This is a genomic window from Streptomyces sp. NPDC043812 (assembly GCF_056436245.1).
In genome coordinates this window covers 1-21,611 of record NZ_JBWKCY010000023.1, presented here as the reverse complement: position 1 = coordinate 21,611, position 21,611 = coordinate 1, and the positions used below count along the sequence as shown (strand labels likewise).

The window sequence follows — 21,611 nt, the reverse complement described above, 5'->3', positions numbered from 1 at the left end:
GTGGGCGTCACGTGCGTGTGCGTGGGCGTGACCCGGGCCGGGTGCGTGGCGTCCGGGTGCCGCTCCGGGGGCATGTCCGGGACTGCTTTCCCTTACTTGCGCCACTCCAGACTCACGACGCCTTACGTCCCGAACACGCCCCCTGCGCGTCCCCCTCCCCGGTCCCGGCCGTCTCGCTCCCGCCCCGTGGGCGGCTGTCCGCACCCGCCCTCGACGGGGGCGAATCCGCCATCGGCGACGACCACCGGGCGAAACAGCGATGTCGGCGTGAGGGGGACGGGGTCGCAGGAGGGGGGTGCCCGGACGTAAGGCGTCGTGAGCAGGGGACCGGCAAGTACGGGAAAGCAGTCCGGGTACCCCCCTCCGGAGGCCCCGGCCCCCGCACCCACCACCCGCCCCCGGCCCCCGGCCCGGCAGGGGACGGCACGGCACGGCACGGGGCGCTACGCCACCGACCTCACCCCCAACGACGTGACCGTCACGGATCGCGTCGTGCCGTTCACCGAGACCGCCAGCGTGAACGTGCCCGCCCGCAGCGCCGTCAGGCGCCCCGTCGACGGATCGAACGACGCCACGTGCCGGTGCCGCGCATCCGCGACGTCCCCGATGTGCAGGTTCGGCGAGCCCGTCCAGTCCACGCTCACCGGCCACGCCGCCGGGACCTGTCGCACGCCCTGAAGCACCGTCGCCCGCGCGTCGGCCGATTCGCCGGGCTCCAGGACCACGGGCGTATCCAGCAGCACCGCGTCGGCGTGGGCGCGGGTCTGGACCGAGACCCAGTCGGGCCGCGGGCCCCACGGCGCCCGCCGCGCCGCCGCCTGCTCGGCGCCGGAGATCTCGTCGACGCCGACGAGCGACCAGCCGGTGAAGCCGCCTTCGTCCGTCGGCGCGGCCGGGTTCTTCCCGGAGTTGCCGTTGACGAGATACGGCACGCCGTCGACGTGCGCGGCGTGGAAGACGCCGACGTGGCTGCCGATGAACCCCGCGCCCTTGCCCGTCGTCCGGCGGAACCGCGCGAGCCAGTCCTCCACGAGCGCGGCCTCCTTGCGGTCGCCGAGCTGGCTGCCCTTCTGGACGGTGGGGTCGCGCGGCGGCACGTGTTCCACGACCATCACGGAGTCGACCGCCGGGTCGTTCGCGGCTGCGTCGAGCTGCGCGCGCAGTGCCTTGATCTGGGCGATGCCGCCCCCGCGCAGGCTGAGGCTGGAGGTGTCCAGGGTGACGAAACGGGTGCCGCGGTGGTCGAACACCCGGTGCGCCGCACCGAATTCGGCGACGAAGTTGTCGATCTTCCCACCCATCACCTCGTGGTTGCCCGGCACGTAGTACCAGGGCAGCTCGTCCCCGAGTTCTTCCGTCAGTACGCGCCGCGCGAAGGCGAGGTCGGCCGGTGAGCCCTCGTCGACGAGGTCGCCGTTGATGACGAGGAAGTCGGGCCGTGCGGCCTTGATCTCCTGGAGCGTGCGGCGTGCCTGCCGCACGATCGCGCTGTCCGGGTCGCGGGCGACGAACTGCGCGTCGGACATCACCGCGAATCTCCAGTCGCGTGCGCCCGTCACGGCCGCGGGGTCGATCAGCGGGTCGGTGACGCGTGGAGGTTCCGGGAGGTCGACGCTCGGCGGGACCTGGGCGCTCAGCCCGTCGATGACGATCCGCCCGGTGTACTGCCGGTTCGCGGCCGTCTCGGCGAGGTAGATGCGGTACACCGACAGAGGCATGGCCGCGCCCGGCGGCACGGCGAAGGTCACCTGCTGCCAGCCGGTCCAGGTGATGTAGGGGCCGCGCAGCAACTGGTCGGATCCTGCGGCGTCCTTGAGGTGGAGGGTGGGCCAGGCGCCGTTGCCGTCGCCGTTGATCCAGAGGGTGAAGGTCTGCGGCTGTCCCTGTACGACGACGGGCGCCGGGGGCGCGGCGTACGCGGCTCGGGTCGCCGTCGACCGGGTGAAGTCGTATGTCAGCTCGAGGCCGGTCCCGGCGTGCCCGTCGGGTGTGGCGGCGATCGATCCGTCGGCCCGGGCCTGGCTGAATTTCCAGTCCGCCGCGTCGTCGAACTCGGTGACGGCCTGTTCGGTGAGGCCCACGCTCACCGCGAGGACGGCGGTGAGCCCGCCCGCGGTCACGGTGATCCGGCCTGCGCTTCCGTTCCCGGTGCGGGAGGTGACCGTGAACGAGCCGTGGCCGTCGGGGCGGACGTCGAACATGTCCCGGTCGTAGTCGAGCCGGACGTCGTCCGGTTCGACGGGTGCGGTGTTGCCCTGGGCGTCGTGGCCGACGATGCCGAACACGCCGGTCGCGGAGGCGTCGGCGAGTCCGACACGCCGTACGGTCGGCTCGATACGGGCGAGGTCGCCGAGGACGGTCAGGGTGATGCTCCCGTGGGCGCCCGCCCGTTCGGCACGTACTTCTGTGGTGCCGCTGCCGCGGGCGCGGAACACGCCGTCGCTGTCGACGCGGCCGACGGACGGCCGGCGTGCGTGCCAGCGCGGCGCCCCGGCAGCGGGGCCGTAGGTCTCGTCGTAGCCGGCTGCCGTGAGCCTGCGGGTCAGCCCGGGGAACACGCGCTCGGGATGGCCGCCCCGGACCGGGTCGGCGGTCGGGGCGGCGGCTGCGGAGACAGCCGTCTCGACCCAGTAGCCGCGCAGGTGTCCGCTGCCGTCGGGGGCCGTGAGAGCGAGGCCGTTGGGGACGTCGCGTTCGCTGCCGTCGGAGGGGCTGTTCTCCACCTGGAGGTCGTCGCTGCCGGGTTCGCGGGCGACGAGGGTGGAGGAGCCGCCGCCGTCGAGGTTGAGAGCGCTGTACGCGCCGGCCTTCTTCATCATCAGGCCGAGTTCGGTGAGGGTGACGCCGCCGCTGTCGGCCTGCCGCCCGTCGACAGTGATGATGTGCATCGCCCGGCCGTCCTTGGTGAAACCGACGGCGGTGCGGGGCGCGGCGGTGTTGTTGCCCTCGCCGTCGTGGTTCTGCGGTACGCCGTCGACGACGAGGAGTTCGCGTCCGCCGACCGCCGTGCGGGGGACGGGTCCCCTGTCGGTGCGGGGCCGGTACTCCGTGGACACTTGGTCGCCGGGCCGGAGGGCGCTCAGCGTGGAGGCGCCCGTCTCGCGTCCGATCAGGACGGTTGTGCCGTCGGGGACGGGCCCGGTGCCGGGCCGGTCATGGACGGAGACCACCGCACCGTCGCGCACGTGGACCTCGGCGACGGGGGTGGCGGCGTCGACGGTGAGCGCGCGGTCGGCCTCGCCCCACGCGGAGGTGTACGCGCCGATGCCTCCGGCGGGCACGTTCGCGGCGTTGTATGCGCCGAGGGGATGCGTACCGGTCGGCAGGGTCACGGTGCCTTCGAAGTACAGCTGCAGGACGCGCCCGGCTCCTTCGGGGCCGATGCCGACGGCACGGTTGGCGCCGGGGGCGGGTGACTGGGTGATACTGCCGTCCCGTATTCCCGCGCCCTGTGGTGCGCCGGTCTGGTTGATGTCGAAGAAGTCGGCGTTGATGGCGGCGATGGTGCGTCTGCCCTTGCCCGGGTCGTGGCGCGCGGCGAGGTCGGAGACGCTGTGCCGGTCGGCGACCTTGCCGGAGGACAGGTAGTCGGCCTTCACGTGGCCGCCGCCGAGGTCCACGGAAAGTTCGTCGACACGCAGCCACTTGGCGGATTCGAGCCGGTCGTAGGAGGTGAGCCGGACTCCGGGTGCGACGGGCCGTGAGCCACGGGCGGTCTCGATGCCGTCCTCGTCGACCACGGGCTCGGAGCCGCCTTCGGCGTCGCTCGCGGGCGGGGGTGCGATGGGCCGCAGTATGTCGGAGGTGTCACGCGGCGGCGGGTCGGGACTGGAGTCGGCGGCGGCGGGAGTGATCGCTCCCGCCACCAGCGCGGACAGCGTCGCGAGCAGCGCGACGGTGTGTCTTGCTCTTCCAATGCCCACAACTTCTCCTGGAGTCCGGCTGGTTGAGCACGTAGAAAGCGCTGTCGGCGGACAGCATCGCGGCCCCGGTCCCTCCGCACCAGAGGGTGCGGGGAACGCACAGGAGAACAGGGGCCGACGCGATTTCCCGGCATCTTCGCGCACCCGGTGCACTGCTTCGGCGTCACCACACAGACGTCGGCGAGGCGTTGCTCCGACCGGACGCCACGGCCGCGGCCGACACCCCGTCACCTCGCGAAAGAAATCTGAAACAATTCACCATGCGAGACGATTTCCCGGCCGCATTGACGTGACCGGATACCGCTGACATTCTCGGTCCCGTGAGTCAAGCCGAGATTCTCGTTTCGCGTCTGCACGTCGATCTTCGACGGCACGCCAGCGCACTCTGTGCCGCCGGCCGCTGAGACATGCGCTGCTGACCTCTCCCCGCAGATGCCCTGCCATCCCTGATCTCCAGGGACTCCGGCCGGGCTGAATCGGCGTCCCGGGGCTGCATCCCCGCACCCCTCCCGGCTCGCGGTCGTCACGGGCTTCGCCGCCGCCACCGGCTGCCCGAATTCTCATTTCCACCCCGACGGGTCCATGGCGCCGCCCTGCGTGCATTCAATTCGCCATTCCCGTCACTCACCCTTTTCCCGTAGCCACTGAAGGAATTCGACGTGCATTCCACATCCCGACGCACATTTCTCGCACTCACCGGCCTGACCGCGCTCGCGGCCGCCGGCTGCGGCACGGCGAACGGCAGCGGTGCGCGGAACACCCGGACCCTGCGCTACCAGGGCTGGGCCGGTCAGGTGACGCCTGCCGAACTGGCCGCGGACCTCGGGTATCTGGAGGACCTGAAGCTCGACTGGGTGGGCAACACCATCAGTGGCCCGCAGGACATCCAGTCCGCCGCTTCCGGCCAGGTCGACTTCGGTGGCGCGTTCAACGGTGCCGTCGTCAAGCTCGCCGCCCGCAACGCCCCCGTCAAGGCGGTCATCAGCTACTACGGCTCCGACAAGGAGGCGTACAGCGGTTACTACGTCGCAGCCGACAGCCCCGTACGGTCCCCGCGCGACCTGATCGGCAAGAAGGTCGGCATGAACACCCTGGGCGCGCACAGCGAGGCGATGCTCGACATCTATCTCAGGAAGCACGGGCTGAGCCGCGCCGAGGCCGACCGGGTGGAGCGGATCGTCGTCCCTCCCGTGAACACCGAGCAGACCCTGCGCCGCGGGCAGATCGACGTGGCGGTGCTCAGCGGAATCCTGCGCGACAAGGCGCTGGAGAACGGCGGGGTGCGCAAGCTGTTCAGCGACTACGACCTGCGCGGGGCGTTCAGCGCCGGCACCTATGTCCTCACCGAGAGCTTCGTCCGCCGGAACCCGGAAACTGTGCGCACGTTCGTGACGGGGGTGGGCCGGGCACTCGACTGGTCCCGCAGCACACCGCGCGACGAGGTCGTGTCACGGATGACGGACATCGTGGGCAAGCGCGGCCGCAACGAGAGCGCCGACGCCCTGAAGTACTGGCGCTCCTTCGGGGTCGCGGTGCCGGGCGGCCGTATCGCGGCGCCCGAACTGCAGGTCTGGGCCGACTGGCTGACCGAGCGCGGCGACATCGAGCGCGGCCAGGGGGACGTCGAGTCTCTGTACACCAACGAGTTCAACGCCGGTGCCGGCGCCGCGAAGGGCCGGTGAACCCATGACCGCGAAGATCAGTTTCCGGGGCGTGGGCAAGACGTTCTCCGTCAAGGGCAAGCGGGAGGACGTCGTCGCCCTCGACGGCATCGATCTCGACATTGCGGCCGGTGAGTTCACGGTCGTCGTCGGCCCGAGCGGCTGCGGCAAGTCGACGCTGCTGGATCTGCTGGGCGGGCTCGCCCGGCCGACCACCGGAGAGATCCTGCTGGACGGTGAGCCGGTGCGCGGACCGGGGCTGGACCGCGGCATCGTCTTCCAGCAGTACGCGTTGCTGCCGTGGCGGACCGCTCAGGGAAACGTGGAGTTCGGCCTCGAGGCGACGGGTGTGCCGCGGCGCAAGCGGGCGGAGCGCGCCAGGGAGTATCTGGCGCTCGTCGGCCTCACCGGGTTCGAGGACCGGCATCCGCACGAGCTGTCGGGCGGGATGCGCCAGCGGGTGGCGATCGCCCGCAGTCTCGCCTACGACCCCGATGTGCTGCTGATGGACGAGCCGTTCGCGGCGCTCGACGCCCAGACCAGGGAGTCGTTGCAGGACGAACTGCTGCGGATCTGGCAGCGCACGGGCAAGACGATCGTGTTCATCACGCACGGCATAGACGAGGCGGTCCGGCTCGGACAGCGTGTCGCGGTGCTCACCTCGCGGCCCGGCCGCATCAAGGAGGTCGTGCCGATCCGGCTGGGCGACCCCGGACCCGACGAGGACCCGCGATCCGGGCCGGAGTTCGCGCACCACCGCCACCAGATCTGGAGCCTGCTGCGCGACGAGGTCAGCAGGGCCCAGGAGCAGGAGAGGGAGATCGCGGCGTCATGAGCAGCATCACCACCGAGAAGACGACGGCACCGGCAACCCGTCCCGGGGTCACACGGGCCGCACCCGCGCCTGCCGTGCCCAAAGGGCCCTCGCGGGCGTCGCGAGCGTTCCGCGGCACGGGCCGCGCCCTGCTCGGCGCCCTCACCCGCACGGCTGCGATTCTGCTGCTGCTCGCGGTGTGGGAGGCCGCGCCGCGGGCCGGTCTGGTCGACCGGACGTTCCTGCCACCGTTCTCCGAGGTCGCCGTCGCCTGGTGGCAGCTGGCGCAGGACGGGCAACTGGCCGAGCACACCTGGGCGAGTCTGGGCCGCTCGTTCACGGGGTTCGGACTCGCGGTGGCAGTCGCCGTGCCGCTGGGCCTGCTGATCGGCTGGTACCGGCCGGTGGCGGACCTGCTGGGGCCGCTGCTGGAAGTGTTCCGCAACACGGCAGCGCTGGCACTGCTGCCGGTGTTCGTGCTGCTGCTGGGGATCGGGGAGACGTCGAAGATCTCGATCGTGCTGTACGCCTGCACGTGGCCGGTGCTGCTCAACACGATCAGTGCGGTGCGCAGCGTGGACCCGACCCTGCTGCGGCTGGCCAGGTCGATGGACCTGCCCGCGCCGCGGATCTTCCAGAAGGTGATCCTGCCGGCGTCCGTGCCGTCCGTCTTCACCGGCATCCGGCTGGCGGGCGCGGTGGCGATCCTCGTCCTGGTGGCCGCGGAGATGGTCGGGGCGAAGGCCGGTCTCGGCTATCTCGTCAACGCCTCCCAGTACAACTTCGCCATCCCCGAGATGTACGCAGGGATCATCACGATCTCCGCCATCGGGGTCACGTTCAACCAGCTGTTGGTGGCCCTGGAGAGGCGTTTCACCTCCTGGCGCACCCCGACCGGAAACTGAGGACCGTGCCATGCCCGCACCATCCCCGCGGCAGTTCCATCTCAATGCGTTCCTGATGAACGCAGGCCATCACGACGCCGCCTGGCGGCATCCGCGCACCGAACCCGAACGGGTCACCGATCTCTCGTACTTCCAGGAGCTGGCGCGCACCGCCGAGCGCGGCAGACTCGACTCGCTGTTCCTCGCCGACGGTCTCACCGTGTGGGGCAACGCCCGGTACAACGCAGTCGGCGGTTTCGAACCGCTGACCCTGCTGTCCGCGCTCGCCGTCGCCACCGAGCACATCGGGCTGATCGCCACCGTGTCCACCACGTTCAACGAGCCGTACCACGTGGCCCGCAAGTTCGCCTCGCTCGACCATCTCAGCGACGGCCGGGCGGGGTGGAACATCGTCACCTCCGGAAATGTCGCCGAGGCACGCAACTTCGGCCTCGACGACCATCCCGATCACGCGCTGCGCTACGAGCGTGCCGCCGAGTTCGTCGATGTGGCGAAGCAGCTGTGGGACAGCTGGGCGGACGGGGCGCCCGTCGTCGACCGTGCCCGCGGCGTGTACACGGAGGAGGGCGCGGTACGGCCGATCGGGCATCGCGGCACCCATTTCCGGGTGGACGGGCCGTTGAACGTGCAGCGTTCGCCGCAGGGCCATCCGCTGCTGGTGCAGGCCGGTTCGTCGGAGGACGGCAAGGAGTTCGCCGCGCGGTACGCGGAGGCCGTGTTCACGGCACAGCAGACGCTCGCCGACGGCCAGACCTTCTACAAGGACCTCAAGTCCCGGCTCGCGAAGTACGGCCGGCACGGCGACGAGCTGAAGATCCTGCCGGGAATCTGCCCCGTGATAGGTGCCACCGAGGCGGAGGCACGTGCCCTGGAGACGGAGCTCACGGAGCTTCAGGTGCCCGAGTACGGACTGCAGCAGCTGTCCGGCATGCTGGGCACCGACCTCACGGGACTCCCGCTCGACGGCCCGCTGCCCGAGCTGCCCGGCGAGGGCGCCATCAACGGCAACAAGTCCCGCTTCACGCTGGTCGCCGAACTGGCCAGGCGCGAGGACCTCACCATCCGGCAGCTGATCGCGCGGCTCGGCGGTGGGCGGGGCCACCGGGTGTTCGCCGGTACGCCCGAGCAGATCGCCGACCAGCTCCAGGAGTGGTTCACCGAAGGCGCGGCCGACGGATTCAACATCATGCCGCCCCATCTGCCGGGCGGGCTCGAGGACTTCGTCGACCACGTCGTGCCCCTGCTGCAGCGCCGCGGCCTGTTCCGCACCGAGTACACGGGCCTCACGCTGCGCGACCACTACGGACTCCAGCGCCCCGCGGGCCGTACAGCCGTGCCTGCCTGACCGCAGCGCCACCACAGTTCCGGACGGACATCACAAGAGAGGTTTCACCATGACCACCACCGGTTTCGACATCCGCCGCGTCGGAGGCCGTATCGGCGCGGAGATCCTCGGGGTCGACATCTCGCGCGAGCTCGAACCCGCCGTCGTCGCCGAGATCAGTGCGGCGCTCGTCGAGCACAAGGCACTCTTCTTCCGTGGCCAGCAGCTCGACGACGCGGCGCAGATCCGCTTCGCCTCGCTCTTCGGGGAGTTGACCACCGCGCATCCGACCGTCCCGTCGGTCGACGGGCAGCCGAACATCCTGCCCGTCGACGGCGACGAGGGCATCCGCGCCAACCAGTGGCACACGGACGTCACGTTCGTACGCACTCCGCCGAAGGCGTCCACGCTGCGCAGTCTCGTCGTGCCTCCGTACGGCGGGAACACGCTGATCGCGAACTCGGCAGCCGCCTACCGGGATCTGCCGGACGCGCTGCGCGAGCTGGCCGACCGGCTGTGGGCCGTGCACAGCAACGCGTACGACTACGCCGAGCCGAAGACCGAGAAGGCGGCGGAGCACCGGCGCCGGTTCGTGTCCACGAAGTACCGCACCGAGCATCCGGTGGTGCGGGTGCACCCCGAGTCGGGTGAACGCGGCCTGTTCATCGGCGGGTTCGCACAGTCGCTGGTGGGCCTGTCCGCGTCGGAGTCCCGTGACATCCTGCGCATCCTCCAGTCGTACGTCACCCGCCCCGAGAACGTGGTGCGCTGGACGTGGGCGCCCGGCGACCTGGTGCTGTTCGACAACCGCATCACCCAGCACTACGCGCCCGACGACTACGGCGACCTGCCGCGTCTGCTGCACCGGGTGACGGTGGCCGGAGATGTTCCGGTGGGGGTCGACGGCAGTTCGAGCCGGGTGCTCGAAGGGGGCGAGGCGAGCCACTACACGCCGGCGGCGGCCTGATACGACGACGGAGCAGCCGGGCCGTCACCGGCCCGGCCGCTCCGCGCGGTACTGCGAAGGGTCAGCTCTGGGCGCCGCGGCGCTTGCGCGCGGCCCACATGATGCCGCCGCCGGCCACGAGGACCACGGCAGCCGCGCCCGCGATCAGCGGGGTGGAGCTGGAGGAGCCGGTCTCGGCGAGGTCCGGCGTGTCGGTGCTCGGCGCGGGCGCGGGGGCCGACGCGTCGGAGCTCGGGGTGTCGCTGGGCGTGCTGCTCGGCGTGTCGCTGGGCGTGGCACTCGGAGTCGGCTCGCTCGGCGTCGGCTCGCTCGGCGGCGTGGAGGGGCTCGGGGACTCCTCCTCGCAGACCGGGGCGGTCTTCGTCTCGTCGCGGTTGTACTTGTCGCCGTCGCTCGCCTTGAGGACGAGGCGGACGGTGACCTCCTTGTCGTGCTCGGGCAGTTCGAGCGTGCGGCTGAAGTCGTTGCCGAACGACTCGGTCGGCAGCAGGTCCTTGCCGTCGACGGTGACGGTCACGGTGTTCTGCGAGTCGCGACCGTAGTTGGTCAGGTTCAGGCTGACCTCGTCGCAGGTCACCGACCACGTCGGGGTGTGTGCGACGGCCGGGGCGGCAGCGAGTCCGGCCCCGAGGACGCCGGCCGCGGCGGCGGCTATGAGAGCCCCCGAACGCAGCCGCGTTCTGTTGTTTTCTGTCACTGATTCCTCCACGAGAGACACGCCACCACTGCTGGCGGTGCGCGCACCCTACCGCTGGGGCATCAGTGGTCCTCCCCCGCCCCACCCCTACACGGGTGGGGCGGCTCAAAACGCGTCAGTCTCCGGAGCGTTCCTTCTCTCTCGTCCAGAAGGGCAGAACGAACCAGCACAGGACGAACCACACCACCATGGCCACGACGAGCCATGCGGCGTCCGAGTTGTCGATCACGACCCGCAGGATGAGCAGCAGGGCGGACGCCATGGTGCACAGCAGGAGCACCAGCCCCAACCTCGTGAGGCGCGATGCCCACTCCACGGTCTGGGGCTTGAGGCGTTTGCCGGTCAGCATGCGGTGGAAGGAGACCGGCCCGATGAGGACTCCGGTCGTCGCGGCGCCGAGCAGCACGGTCACGGTGTAGATGGCACGGTCGGTCCCCGACAGTTCGGCGAAGCGTGGCTGAAAGGCGACGGTGAGCAGGAATCCGAAGAGGATCTGCACGCCCGTCTGGGCCACGCGCAACTCCTGGAGCAGATCGGCCCATTGGCGGTCGGCCCGCTCCTCCTCGGTCTCGTCACGTCCGCGGCGGTTGTCGGATTCGCTCTGTTCCATCATCGGGCTCCCTCGGCACGGTGCAGCGCCCGACCGCATCCAACGCTCCGCGCGAGTGCGGTCATGGATTCACCATCGCTTCCGCGACTAGGAGGCGCACGGCAGCGGCGATCGACTCGGCGTCGATGCCCGCGGCGTGCAGTTGCTCCGCTGGGGTGGCCGATGCGGGGACGCCCCTGACCCCGAGCCGTACGAGCCGGGGCACGGGCCGGCCGTCGGAGAACACCTCGGCCACCGCGTCACCCAGTCCGCCCTCGGGGTGATGGTCCTCGACGGTGATCAGGCAGCCGGTGTCGTCGGCGGCCGTCTGGAGCGTGGCCGTGTCCACGGGCTTGACCGAGTAGGCGTCCACGACGCGTACGGCGATGCCTTCGCGTTCGAGCATGCGCGCGGCGGTCAGCGCCTCGTGCACGGTGATGCCGGCGGCCACCACACAGGCGCGGTCGCGTTCGGAGCTGCGCAGCACCTTGGAGCCGCCGACGGGGAAGTCCTCGTCGGGGCCGTAGAGCACGGGCATGTCGGACCGGCTGGTGCGCAGATAGCTGATGTTCGGCAGATCGGCCATCGCAGCGACGAGCCGGGCGGTCTGCGGTGCGTCGCAGGGGTAGAGCACGGTGCTGCCGGGCACCGCGCGGAACATCGCGAGGTCCTCGAGACCCATCTGCGAAGGCCCGTCCTCACCGATGGCGACTCCCGCGTGGGAGCCGACGAGGTTGATCGAGGCCCGGCTGACCGCGGCCATGCGGATGAAGTCGTGTGCGCGGGTCAGGAACGCGGCGAAGGTGCAGGCGAAGGGGACGTAGCCGCGTGCCGACATGCCGACCGCGGCGGCCACGAGCTGCTGTTCGGCGATGTAGCACTGGAAGTAGCGCCCCGGGTGCTCCTCGGCGAAGTACTCGGTGCGTGTGGAGTCGCCGACCTCGGCGTCGAGCGCGACGACGTCGGTGCGCGCGGAGCCGAGTGCGGTGAGCGCCTGCCCGTACGCGGTGCGGGTGGCCACTTCGTCGCCCGTGTCGTACACCGGCAGGTTCAGTCCGCCGCTGCGCCGCGCGTGCAGGACCCGCACGTCGGGCGGGGGCGCGACCGGGATGCGGGCGGACCGGACGCCTCCGAGTTCGGCGATGGCCGCCTCGGCGTCCGGCAGCGGTTTGCCGTGCTTGCCTTCCTGGTCCTGCACGGCGGCTACGCCGCGTCCCTTGTCGGTGGCGGCGAGCACGGCGGTGGGCCGGCCGGTCGTGGCGGCGGCGTCCGTCAGGGCGGCGTCGACCGCGGCGGTGTCGTGCCCGTCGATGCGCAGGGTGTGCCAGCCGAATGCCTCCAGCCGACGCGCGTAGGCCTCGAGGTCCCGGCCGAAGCGGGTGGGCCCGCTCTGGCCGAGCCGGTTGACGTCGACGATGAGCGTCAGATTGTCGAGGTGCTCGTACGCGGCGTGTTCGACGGCCTCCCAGACGGAGCCCTCCGCCATCTCGCTGTCGCCGGAGAGCACCCAGATCCGGTAGGGGATCTGGTCCAGTTTCCGGCCGGCGAGTGCCATGCCGACGCCGATCGGCAGGCCCTGTCCGAGCGATCCGGTGGCGACGTCCACCCAGGGCAGGCGTGGTGTCGGATGGCCTTCGAGGCGGCTGTCGCGCTTACGGAACGTGAGCAGTTCGTCCTCGTCGATGGCGCCCGCGGCCCGGTAGAGGGCGTACAGCAGGGGCGAGGCATGTCCCTTGGAGAGCACGAGCCGATCGTTTCCGGGGTGCTCCGGCCGGGAGAAGTCGTACCGCAGATGGCGTGCCAGGAGCACGGCGCCGATTTCGGCCGCGGACATCGAGGACGTCGGGTGCCCCGAGCCTGCGGCGTCGGCCGCGCGCACGGCGTCGACACGCAACTGCTGTGCAAGTTCCGCCAGTTGTTCGTCCTGGGCAGAGGGGGTTCGCATCTCGTCGCTCCTTGGTGTCGAGGGCGCGATGTGCGCGCGGGAGCGGTGTGCGAGTGCCCGCGGAGCCGGCCGTCAAACCGCGCTGCCGCGGGCTGCCGCCGCGCACATCCGGGCGGTCGTGTCCGCCGGACACGGCAGGTCACTCGTAGTTGCGGTCCCGCTGCGCGTCGACGACCGGCGACTGTGGGGGCACCACGACGCGGCGGCGCTTGGCGATGCTGGTGAAGGTGGCGACGCCGATGAGGCCGACGGCCATCAGGATGAGGCCCACCACGTCGAGGTTCGCCCCCTCGACCTCCCAGTCGGTGGCGAACGTCAGTATCGCCCCGGCGGCGATCAGGATGATGCACCCGCCCAGACCCATGCGACTCACCTCAATCTGTCGGTACTCTGCGCCGGCCTGTCGGTTGGTCGCGTACCCGACCGAGGTACGGACATGCCCGCGGATAGGGCACGGAGTGCAATGGATCAAGAGCGGTCCGGAGAGGGCAAGGTCACAGCCTTCTCCTCTGCTGCACCTTTGTGCCGCTGGCCTAGCATCTGAGCATGACGGTCCTCCCCGATGACGGGTTTTCACTGGCCGCCGAGTTCCCGGATGCGACCCATGAACAGTGGCAGCGCCTGGTCGACGGCGTGCTGCGCAAAGCAGGCAAGGACGCCCAGGGCACGGCGGCCGAGGACGCACTGTCCACGGCCCTGGAGGACGGGATCACCACCCGTCCCCTCTACACGGCCCGTGACGGTGCGCAGGTATCCGGTTTTCCCGGCTTCGCTCCGTTCACCCGGGGTGGCAGGCCGGAAGGCGGCTCGGGGTCCGGCTGGGACGTGCGCCAGCGCCACGACCGGCCCGATCCCGCGCGTACGAACGAGGCGGTTCTCGCCGATCTGGAGAACGGCGTCACCTCGCTGTGGCTGACGGTCGGTGCGGGCGGGGTGCCCGTCGACGCGCTCGGTACTGCGCTGGAGGGCGTACTCCTCGATCTGGCTCCGGTCGTGCTCGACGCGGGCGCCGAATACGAGGCGGCGGCAGAGGCGTTGCTGCGCCTGTACGACGAGCGGGGGGTGGCCCCGGGGGCCGCGCTCGGCAATCTCGGTGCCGACCCGTTCGGGCTCGCGGCACGCACGGGCGGTTACGACGGTCTGGACGCCCGGATTGCCGCCGCGGCCTCGCTCGCCGCGCGCTGTGACGCGTCGTACCCCGGTCTGCGTGCGGTGACGGTGGACGCGCTGCCGTACCACGAGGCGGGCGCGACGACGGCGCAGGAGCTGGGCTGTTCTCTTGCCACGGGTGTCGCCTGGCTGCGGGAGCTGACCGCGGCGGGCCTCGGCGTGGACGCGGCCTGCCGGCAGCTGGAGTTCCGTTACGCGGCCACTGCCGACCAGTTCCTCACGATCGCGAAGCTGCGCGCCGCGCGCAGGCTGTGGTCGCGCGTCGCCGAGGTGTGCGGAGCGGCCGACGGCGCAGGGGCGCAGCGTCAGCACGCGGTGACGTCCTCGGTGATGATGACGCGCCGCGACCCGTGGGTGAACATGCTGCGCACCACGGTGGCGTCGCTGGCCGCGGGCGCGGGCGGGGCCGACTCGGTGACCGTGCTGCCGTTCGACCACGCACTGGGACTGCCGGACGCGTTCGCCCGCCGTATCGCGCGCAACACGTCGACGATCCTGCTGGAGGAGTCGCACATGGGCCGGGTCGTCGATCCGGCGGGCGGCTCCTGGTACGTGGAGCAGCTCACGGACGAGCTGGCGGGCGCGGCGTGGGAGTGGTTCCAGGAGATCGAGCGTGCGGGCGGCCTGGTGGCCGCGCTGCGCGACGGGCTGATCGGCGAGCGGATCGGCGATGCGTGGGACAAGCGCAGCCGGAAGCTGGCCGCGCGGCGTGAACCGGTCACCGGAGTGAGCGAGTTCCCGCTGCTGTCCGAGGCGTCGGTGAAGCGCGATCCCGCCCCGGTGCGGCCGGCCGGCGGTCTGCCGGTGGTGCGCCGCGACGAGGCGTTCGAGGCGCTGCGGGCCCGTTCGGACGCGCATCTTGCCGCGACGGGTGCCCGGCCGAAGGTGTTCCTGGCGGCGCTGGGTCCCGCGTCGGCGCACACCGCGCGGGCCACGTTCGCGGCGAACCTGTTCCAGGCGGGCGGTATCGAGCCGGTGCACGACCCGGTGACCGTGGACGCGTCGTCCGCAGCGGCGGGGTTCACCGCGAGCGGGGCGCGGGTGGCGTGCATCTGCTCCGCCGACGCGCTGTACGCGGAGCAGGCCGGGCCGGTGGCCGAGGCGTTGAAGGCGGCGGGCGCGCTGCGGGTGTTCCTCGCCGGCCGTCCCGGAGAGCAGCGTGAGACGTACGAGAGGGCGGGAGTCGACGAATTCGTCGTCGCGGGCGGCGACGCGGTCGCCGTCCTTACTTCCGTCCTCGACCGGATCGGAGTGGCGTGATGGGCATCCCGGATTTCGCGGGAATCGAGCTGGGTCCGGCCGCGGCCGGACCGGCTGACGAAGATCAGTGGCGGGCGGCGGTCGAGGAGGCCGTCGGCAAGGACACGGGCGATCTGGCCTGGGAGACGCCCGAGGGCATCCCGGTCAAGCCGCTGTACACGGACCGGGATCTGGAGGGCGTGGACTTCCTGTCCACCTATCCGGGCGTCGCGCCGTTCCTGCGCGGCCCGTACCCGACGATGTACGTCAACCAGCCCTGGACCATCCGGCAGTACGCCGGTTTCTCCACGGCCGAGGAGTCCAACGCCTTCTACCGGCGCAATCTCGCGGCCGGTCAGAAGGGTCTGTCGGTCGCCTTCGACCTGCCCACGCACCGCGGGTACGACAGCGACCATCCGCGGGTGACCGGCGACGTCGGCATGGCGGGCGTGGCGATCGACTCGATCCTCGACATGCGGCAGCTGTTCGACGGGATTCCGCTGGACCGGATGAGCGTGTCGATGACGATGAACGGCGCGGTGCTGCCCGTGCTGGCGCTGTACATCGTCGCTGCCGAGGAACAGGGCGTACCGCCCGAGAAGCTGGCCGGGACCATCCAGAACGACATCCTCAAGGAGTTCATGGTCCGCAACACCTACATCTATCCGCCCGGCCCCTCGATGCGGATCATCTCGGACATCTTCGCGTACACCTCGCAGAAGATGCCGCGCTACAACTCGATCTCGATCTCCGGCTATCACATCCAGGAGGCCGGGGCGACGGCCGATCTGGAGCTCGCCTACACGCTGGCCGACGGCATGGAGTATCTGCGGGCCGGTATCGAAGCGGGTCTGGACGTGGACGCGTTCGCGCCGCGGCTGTCGTTCTTCTGGGCGATCGGCATGAACTTCTTCATGGAGGTCGCCAAGCTGCGCGCCGCGCGCCTGCTGTGGGCGAAGCTGGTGAAGAAGTTCGACCCGAAGAGCCCCAAGTCGCTGTCGCTGCGCACCCATTCGCAGACGTCGGGCTGGTCGCTGACGGCGCAGGACGTGTTCAACAACGTCACCCGCACCTGTATCGAGGCGATGGCCGCGACACAGGGGCACACCCAGTCGCTGCACACCAATGCCCTGGACGAGGCGCTGGCGCTGCCGACGGACTTCTCCGCGCGCATCGCCCGCAACACCCAGTTGTTGCTCCAGCAGGAGTCGGGCACGTGCCGGGTCATCGATCCGTGGGGCGGCAGCGCCTACGTCGAGAAGCTGACGCACGATCTCGCGCGCCGGGCCTGGCAGCACATCGAGGAGGTCGAGGCCGCCGGCGGGATGGCCCAGGCCATCGACGCGGGCATCCCGAAGCTTCGGGTCGAGGAGGCCGCGGCCCGTACGCAGGCCCGCATCGACTCGGGCCGGCAGCCGGTGATCGGTGTCAACAAGTACCGGGTGGAGACCGACGAGCAGATCGACGTGCTCAAGGTCGAGAATTCGCAGGTGCGCGCGCAGCAGGTGGAGAAGCTGCGCCGGCTGCGCGCGGACCGCGACGAGGCGGCCTGTCAGGACGCGCTGCGCGCGCTGACCGCGGCCGCGGAGGCCGGTCCGGTGCGCGGCGGCGGCCTGGAGGGCAATCTGCTGGCGCTGGCCGTGGACGCGGCCCGCGCGATGGCGACGGTCGGGGAGATCTCCGACGCCCTGGAGAAGGTGTACGGCAGGCACGCGGGCCAGATCCGTACGATCTCGGGCGTGTACCGCAACGAAGCAGGGGAGTCGCCGTCCGTGGACCGCACCCGCGCCCTCGTCGACCGCTTCGAGGAGGAGGAGGGCCGCAGGCCGCGCATCCTGGTCGCCAAGATGGGCCAGGACGGGCACGACCGCGGCCAGAAGGTGATCGCGACCGCCTTTGCCGACCTGGGCTTCGACGTGGATGTCGGCCCGCTGTTCCAGACGCCGGCCGAGGTGGCCCGGCAGGCGGTCGAGGCGGACGTGCACATCGTCGGCGTCTCGTCGCTGGCCGCGGGGCATCTGACGCTGGTGCCCGCGCTGCGCGAGGAGCTGGCGGCCGAGGGACGCGAGGACATCATGATCGTGGTCGGCGGTGTGATCCCGCCCCAGGACGTGCAGGCGCTGCACGACGCGGGCGCGGCGGCGGTGTTCCCGCCGGGCACGGTGATCCCCGATGCCGCGCGGGACCTGGTGCACACGCTGGCCGGTTCGCTCGGCCACGAGCTCTAGGACGTCATGCCGCCGAAGATCGACATCGACGCCTATGTCAAGGGCGTGCGGGACGGGTCGCGGGCGTACGTCGCCCGTGCCGTCACGCTGGTGGAGTCCACCCGCCCCGACCACAGGGTGCTCGCACAGCAGTTGCTCACCGAGCTGCTGCCGTACGCGGGTGCCGCCCGGCGGGTGGGCATCAGCGGTGTGCCCGGCGTCGGCAAGTCCACGTTCATCGATGCGCTCGGATCGATGCTGACCGGACTCGGCCACCGGGTCGCGGTGCTCGCGGTGGACCCGTCGTCCACCCGTACCGGTGGGTCCATCCTGGGTGACAAGACCCGGATGGAGCGCCTTGCGGTGGACCCGGCCGCGTTCGTGCGCCCCTCGCCCAGCGCGGGCACGCTGGGCGGCGTCGCCAAGGCGACCCGCGAGACGATCATCGTGATGGAGGCGGCCGGCCACGACGTTGTGCTGGTGGAGACCGTCGGCGTCGGCCAGTCCGAGACGGCGGTCGCGGACATGGTGGACTCGTTCCTCCTGCTCAGCCTCGCCCGCACCGGGGACCAGCTTCAGGGCATCAAGAAGGGCGTGCTGGAACTCGCCGACGTCATCGCCGTCAACAAGGCTGACGGCCCGCACGAGCGCGACGCCAGATCGGCGGCGCGTGAACTGGCCGGTGCGCTGCGGCTCATGCATCCGGCGGATGCGGCGTGGACTCCCCCGGTGCTGTCCTGCAGCGCCCGCGAGGGGACCGGTCTGGACGTGGTGTGGGAGCGCCTGGATCAGCATCGCGCGGTGCTGGACGCGACGGGCCGCCTCGCGGCGAAGCGGCGGGACCAGCAGATCGGCTGGACCTGGGCGATGGTCAGGGACACGTTGGTGGACCGGCTGCACCGGCACACGGCGGTCCGGGAGCTGGCGCCGTCGGTGGAGCAGCAGGTCCGGGAGGGGACGCTGACCGCGACGCTGGCCGCGGAGCGCATCCTGGAGGCCTTCGCGCGTCCCGAGTAGGGCCTGTTCCCACGTGGGCGCCGTCCTCGCGGGCGGGGCGGCGGCCTCCGGTGCCGAACCGCCGGTCGCCGACATGCCCGAGCAGCTGTGCCGCTGCTCGGGCATGTCGGCGCCGTTCCGGAATGCTCAGACCTTGGCGGGGATCCGCTCCTCCTTCTCCGTGGGTGCGGCGTCGGTGAGACCCAGCCGCCCGTGGACCGCGCGCAGCTGCCTCGGCGCGTACCAGGCCGTGCGGCCCAGCAGGCGCATGGCTGCCGGCACGAGCACGCCGCGTACGGCGACCGCGTCGATGAGGATCGCCAGACCGCTGCCCAGTCCGAACATCTGGATGAAGCTGACGTCGGCCGTGCCGAAGGCGAAGAAGCTGACCGCGAGCAGCCCGGCTGCCATCGTCACGATCCGCCCGGTGTGCGAGAGCCCGCTGGTGACGGCGGTCTCCGTGTCGGCGCCCTTGTCGTGCAGCTCCTTGATCCGGCTCGTCACGAAGACCTCGTAGTCCATGGACAGGCCGAAGGCGATGCAGAACATGAGCACCGTCATCGAGGTGTCCATGGGCTGCGGTGTGAAGCCGAGCAGGGAGGACAGGTGGCCGTCCTGGAAGATCCACACCATGACGCCGATGGCCGCGGTGAGGCTGATGGCGTTGAGGACCAGCGCGCGCAGCGGCTGGACCACGCTGCCGGTGAAGAGGAAGAGGAGCACGAACGTGGTGCCCACGACCAGGCCGATGGCGGCAGGGAGCCGGTCGGCGATCGAGTCCTTGGAGTCGACGAGCCGCGCGTCGGTGCCGCCGACCAGTGCCTCGGTCCCCGCGGGCGGATCCACCGCCCGCACGTCCTCGACCAGGTCCTGGGCCTCGCCCGACTTGGGGGTGAGGTCGGTGACGACGGTGATCCGCTCGGCGTCGGGCCGGCCCAGTGCGGCGTTGGCGGGCCCGGGCGGGGTGGACGTGCCGTCGCTGAATGTGCCGGCGGACGTCTCGACCCGTACCGCGCCGTCGAGTTGTGAGAGGTCGGTGGCGTACGAGCGCAGCTCGGCGGGGGCCACGGGCCCGGTCGTGACGATCTGCACCGCCGACTCGTCGCTGCCGGCGAAGTCGCGCTGCACCGCAGTGGCGACCTGCCTGCTCTGCGCGGTCTCCGGCAGCACCCGCTCGTCCGGCGTGCCGAAGGTGACGCCGAGCAGCGGACTCGCGGCGAGCAGCAGGATCGCGAGGACCGGCAGTGCGGTCAGGGCGGGCCTTCGCATGACCGTGCGGGCCAGGCGCCCCCAGAAGGGTGCCTCGGCACTCCGCACAGTCTTCGCCCAGGGGAGCCGGCCCTTGTTGACCCGGTGGCCGAGCACAGCGAGCAGTGCCGGGATGACGAGCAGGGCGCTGACGGCGGAGATGGCGACGACGCCGATGCCCGCGTAGGCGAAGGAGCGCAGGAAGAACTGGGGGAAGACCAGGAGCGCGGCCAGTGCGGCGGCGACGGTCGCCGCGGAGAAGACGATGGTCCGCCCGGCCGTCCGTACCGTGTGCCGGAGTGCTTCGGGGACGTCGGCGCCCTCCGCGAGGTGCTCGCGGAACCGGCTGATCATGAGCAGGGCGTAGTCGATGCCCAGGCCCAGACCGAGGGCGGTCGTGAGGTTGATCGAGAACACCGACACGCTGGTCATGCTGCCGATCAGATAGAGCTCGGCGAAGGTGCCGACGATCGCGATCAGCCCGATGGCGAGTGGCAGCAGTGCGGCGACGACGCTGCCGAAGGCGATCACGAGCAGGATCAGGATCAGCGGTACGGCGATCATCTCGGCCACCATGAGGTCCTTGGCGACCTGGGTGGGTACTTCGTCGCCGACCGCGGCCCCTCCGCCGGCCCGCACGGTCAGCCCGTTCCGGTCGCCGGTGTACTCGTCGATGACCGCCGAGGCGTTCTCGCCCTGCTCGGTCTCGTCGCCCTTGATGTGGGCCAGTACCAGCGCCTCGTTCCCGTCCCGGGAGGTCAGGGCGGCGGAGCCGGTGTCCCAGTACGAGATCACGTTGGCCACGGTGGGTTCGCCCTTGAGCTCCGCGGTGAGGGCGCGGCCGGCGCGCTCGGCGGCCGGGGAGGCGATGTCGCCGTCGTCGGCGCGGACCAGCAGGACCAGGTTGCTCTCGCCGCCGAACTTCTCGTCGATGAGTGTCTGGGCTCGGGCCGAGGGGGCGCCCGGATCCTCGAAGCCGCCGCCCAGGAGCTTGCCGAACGCCCCGAAGCCGATGGCCCCCATGGCGACCACGGCCACCACGGTCAGTGTCAGTACGAGTCGGCCCCGGTGAAGGGCCAGCTCGGCAATGCGGTCGAACACGGTGATCGCCTCCGATGTTTACGCCGTTAACATCGACGATGACACAGGATGTTAATGCCGTCAACATCGGGCAGGATGGGGACATGGGATCGATCACCGGCGGCAAGTCCCGCTACCACCACGGCGACCTGCGCAACGCGCTGATCGAGGCAGCCGTCGAACTCGCGGCGGAAGGCGGCCCCGAGCGGGTCGTCCTGCGCGAGGCGGCCCGCAGTGTCGGGGTGTCGCCCACCGCCGCGTACCGCCACTTCACCGGCCAGGGAGATCTCCTCGAAGCCGTCAAAGTCCGCGGCCAGCAGGCACTCGCCGTCTCGATGACCGAGGCCGTGCGGATACTCCCCGGACTGGACGACCCCGGCGAGGAGGCCGTACGCAGGACGGAGGCGATAGGGCGCGGGTACGTCCGGTTCGCGATCGAGCACCCGGGGCTCTACCGCACCGCCTTCTGCCGGACGCCCGGGGTGGACAGCAGCGACTTCACCGGCCTCGAGGCTCCCGACGCCGGGCCGGAGTTCGCCGCGTTCGTGCTCCTCTCGGAGGCACTCGACACCCTGGTGGCAGCGGGCCGGATGCGGCCGGAGAACCGGCCTGCGGCCGAGGTCGCCGCATGGTCGGCCGTCCACGGCGTCTCGCTGCTGATCCTCGACGGCCCGCTCGCCCGCCTCCCCGCGGACGCCCGCGACGCGGTCGTCGAACGCACCCTCACCACGATCGTCGCGGGCCTCACCCGCTAGTGACCTGAGTCGGAGATTCGTCGTTGGTCTGGTGTGACTGATGCGAGTCGTCCTGGGCCGAAGATCCCACCGGTGGTGCTGAGTGATGTCG

16 protein-coding genes are annotated in these 21,611 nt (G+C 71.1%); 10 read left to right on the top strand and 6 right to left on the bottom strand.

Going from position 1 to position 21,611, the window contains the following annotated elements:
* Positions 1 to 443: 443 nt before the first annotated feature.
* Positions 444 to 3,923, bottom strand: a complete 3,480-nt coding sequence (locus AC067Z_RS28925) for a phosphodiester glycosidase family protein (RefSeq protein ID WP_478792572.1) — start codon at positions 3,921 to 3,923, stop codon at positions 444 to 446.
* Positions 3,924 to 4,243: 320 nt separating this feature from the next.
* Between AC067Z_RS28925 and AC067Z_RS28920 the strand changes: the two genes are divergently transcribed.
* The 6 genes from AC067Z_RS28920 (at position 4,244) to AC067Z_RS28895 (ending at position 9,594) form a co-directional block, all read left to right on the top strand.
* Positions 4,244 to 4,327: a putative leader peptide gene (locus AC067Z_RS28920; protein WP_478792649.1), complete on the top strand. Its 84-nt coding sequence runs from the start codon at positions 4,244 to 4,246 to the stop codon at positions 4,325 to 4,327.
* Between the two features lie 255 nt (positions 4,328 to 4,582).
* Entirely contained in the window at positions 4,583 to 5,605 is a 1,023-nt protein-coding gene (locus AC067Z_RS28915; RefSeq protein WP_478792571.1) for an ABC transporter substrate-binding protein, read from the top strand.
* 4 nt (positions 5,606 to 5,609) lie between these two features.
* Positions 5,610 to 6,419, top strand: a complete 810-nt coding sequence (locus AC067Z_RS28910; RefSeq protein ID WP_478792570.1) for an ABC transporter ATP-binding protein — start codon at positions 5,610 to 5,612, stop codon at positions 6,417 to 6,419.
* Positions 6,416 to 7,303 carry an ABC transporter permease gene (locus tag AC067Z_RS28905; RefSeq protein ID WP_478792569.1) on the top strand — a complete coding sequence of 296 codons (888 nt, stop codon included), beginning with the start codon at positions 6,416 to 6,418 and terminating at the stop codon, positions 7,301 to 7,303. Before AC067Z_RS28910 ends, AC067Z_RS28905 begins: the two co-directional genes overlap by 4 nt.
* A gap of 10 nt (positions 7,304 to 7,313) precedes the next feature.
* Positions 7,314 to 8,648 (top strand): LLM class flavin-dependent oxidoreductase, encoded by a 1,335-nt coding sequence (locus tag AC067Z_RS28900; RefSeq protein ID WP_478792568.1) that lies wholly within the window; start codon positions 7,314 to 7,316, stop codon positions 8,646 to 8,648.
* A 49-nt stretch (positions 8,649 to 8,697) separates the two neighbouring features.
* Entirely contained in the window at positions 8,698 to 9,594 is an 897-nt protein-coding gene (locus tag AC067Z_RS28895; protein ID WP_478792567.1) for a TauD/TfdA dioxygenase family protein, read from the top strand.
* 61 nt (positions 9,595 to 9,655) lie between these two features.
* On the opposite strand, the gene AC067Z_RS28890 is transcribed toward AC067Z_RS28895, so the two are convergent.
* The 4 genes from AC067Z_RS28890 to AC067Z_RS28875 all read right to left on the bottom strand — a co-directional run bounded on the left by AC067Z_RS28890 (position 9,656) and on the right by AC067Z_RS28875 (position 13,189).
* Positions 9,656 to 10,291, bottom strand: coding sequence for an LAETG motif-containing sortase-dependent surface protein (locus AC067Z_RS28890; protein ID WP_478792566.1), 636 nt, complete (start codon positions 10,289 to 10,291; stop codon positions 9,656 to 9,658).
* 115 nt (positions 10,292 to 10,406) lie between these two features.
* Positions 10,407 to 10,901 (bottom strand): DUF6328 family protein, encoded by a 495-nt coding sequence (locus tag AC067Z_RS28885; protein ID WP_478792565.1) that lies wholly within the window; start codon positions 10,899 to 10,901, stop codon positions 10,407 to 10,409.
* Positions 10,902 to 10,962: 61 nt separating this feature from the next.
* A complete protein-coding gene (locus tag AC067Z_RS28880) occupies positions 10,963 to 12,825 on the bottom strand; it encodes a transketolase (protein ID WP_478792564.1) in 1,863 nt (620 codons plus the stop codon).
* 139 nt (positions 12,826 to 12,964) lie between these two features.
* Positions 12,965 to 13,189: a DUF6458 family protein gene (locus AC067Z_RS28875; protein WP_478792563.1), complete on the bottom strand. Its 225-nt coding sequence runs from the start codon at positions 13,187 to 13,189 to the stop codon at positions 12,965 to 12,967.
* 182 nt (positions 13,190 to 13,371) lie between these two features.
* Between AC067Z_RS28875 and mutA the strand changes: the two genes are divergently transcribed.
* From mutA to meaB, 3 genes are read left to right on the top strand one after another with little or no spacing between them, the layout of a single operon-like run.
* Positions 13,372 to 15,255: a methylmalonyl-CoA mutase small subunit gene (mutA, locus tag AC067Z_RS28870; protein WP_478792562.1), complete on the top strand. Its 1,884-nt coding sequence runs from the start codon at positions 13,372 to 13,374 to the stop codon at positions 15,253 to 15,255.
* Positions 15,255 to 17,462: a methylmalonyl-CoA mutase gene (gene scpA / locus AC067Z_RS28865; RefSeq protein ID WP_478792561.1), complete on the top strand. Its 2,208-nt coding sequence runs from the start codon at positions 15,255 to 15,257 to the stop codon at positions 17,460 to 17,462. Before mutA ends, scpA begins: the two co-directional genes overlap by 1 nt.
* A 6-nt stretch (positions 17,463 to 17,468) precedes the next feature.
* Positions 17,469 to 18,458 carry a methylmalonyl Co-A mutase-associated GTPase MeaB gene (gene meaB, locus AC067Z_RS28860; protein WP_478792560.1) on the top strand — a complete coding sequence of 330 codons (990 nt, stop codon included), beginning with the start codon at positions 17,469 to 17,471 and terminating at the stop codon, positions 18,456 to 18,458.
* A 126-nt stretch (positions 18,459 to 18,584) separates the two neighbouring features.
* Here meaB and AC067Z_RS28855 read toward each other — a convergent pair whose 3' ends face one another.
* Positions 18,585 to 20,786: an MMPL family transporter gene (locus tag AC067Z_RS28855; protein WP_478792559.1), complete on the bottom strand. Its 2,202-nt coding sequence runs from the start codon at positions 20,784 to 20,786 to the stop codon at positions 18,585 to 18,587.
* Between the two features lie 83 nt (positions 20,787 to 20,869).
* On the opposite strand from AC067Z_RS28855, the gene AC067Z_RS28850 reads away from it, so the two are divergent.
* Positions 20,870 to 21,520, top strand: a complete 651-nt coding sequence (locus AC067Z_RS28850) for a TetR/AcrR family transcriptional regulator (RefSeq protein WP_478792558.1) — start codon at positions 20,870 to 20,872, stop codon at positions 21,518 to 21,520.
* The last annotated feature ends 91 nt before the right edge of the window (positions 21,521 to 21,611 follow it).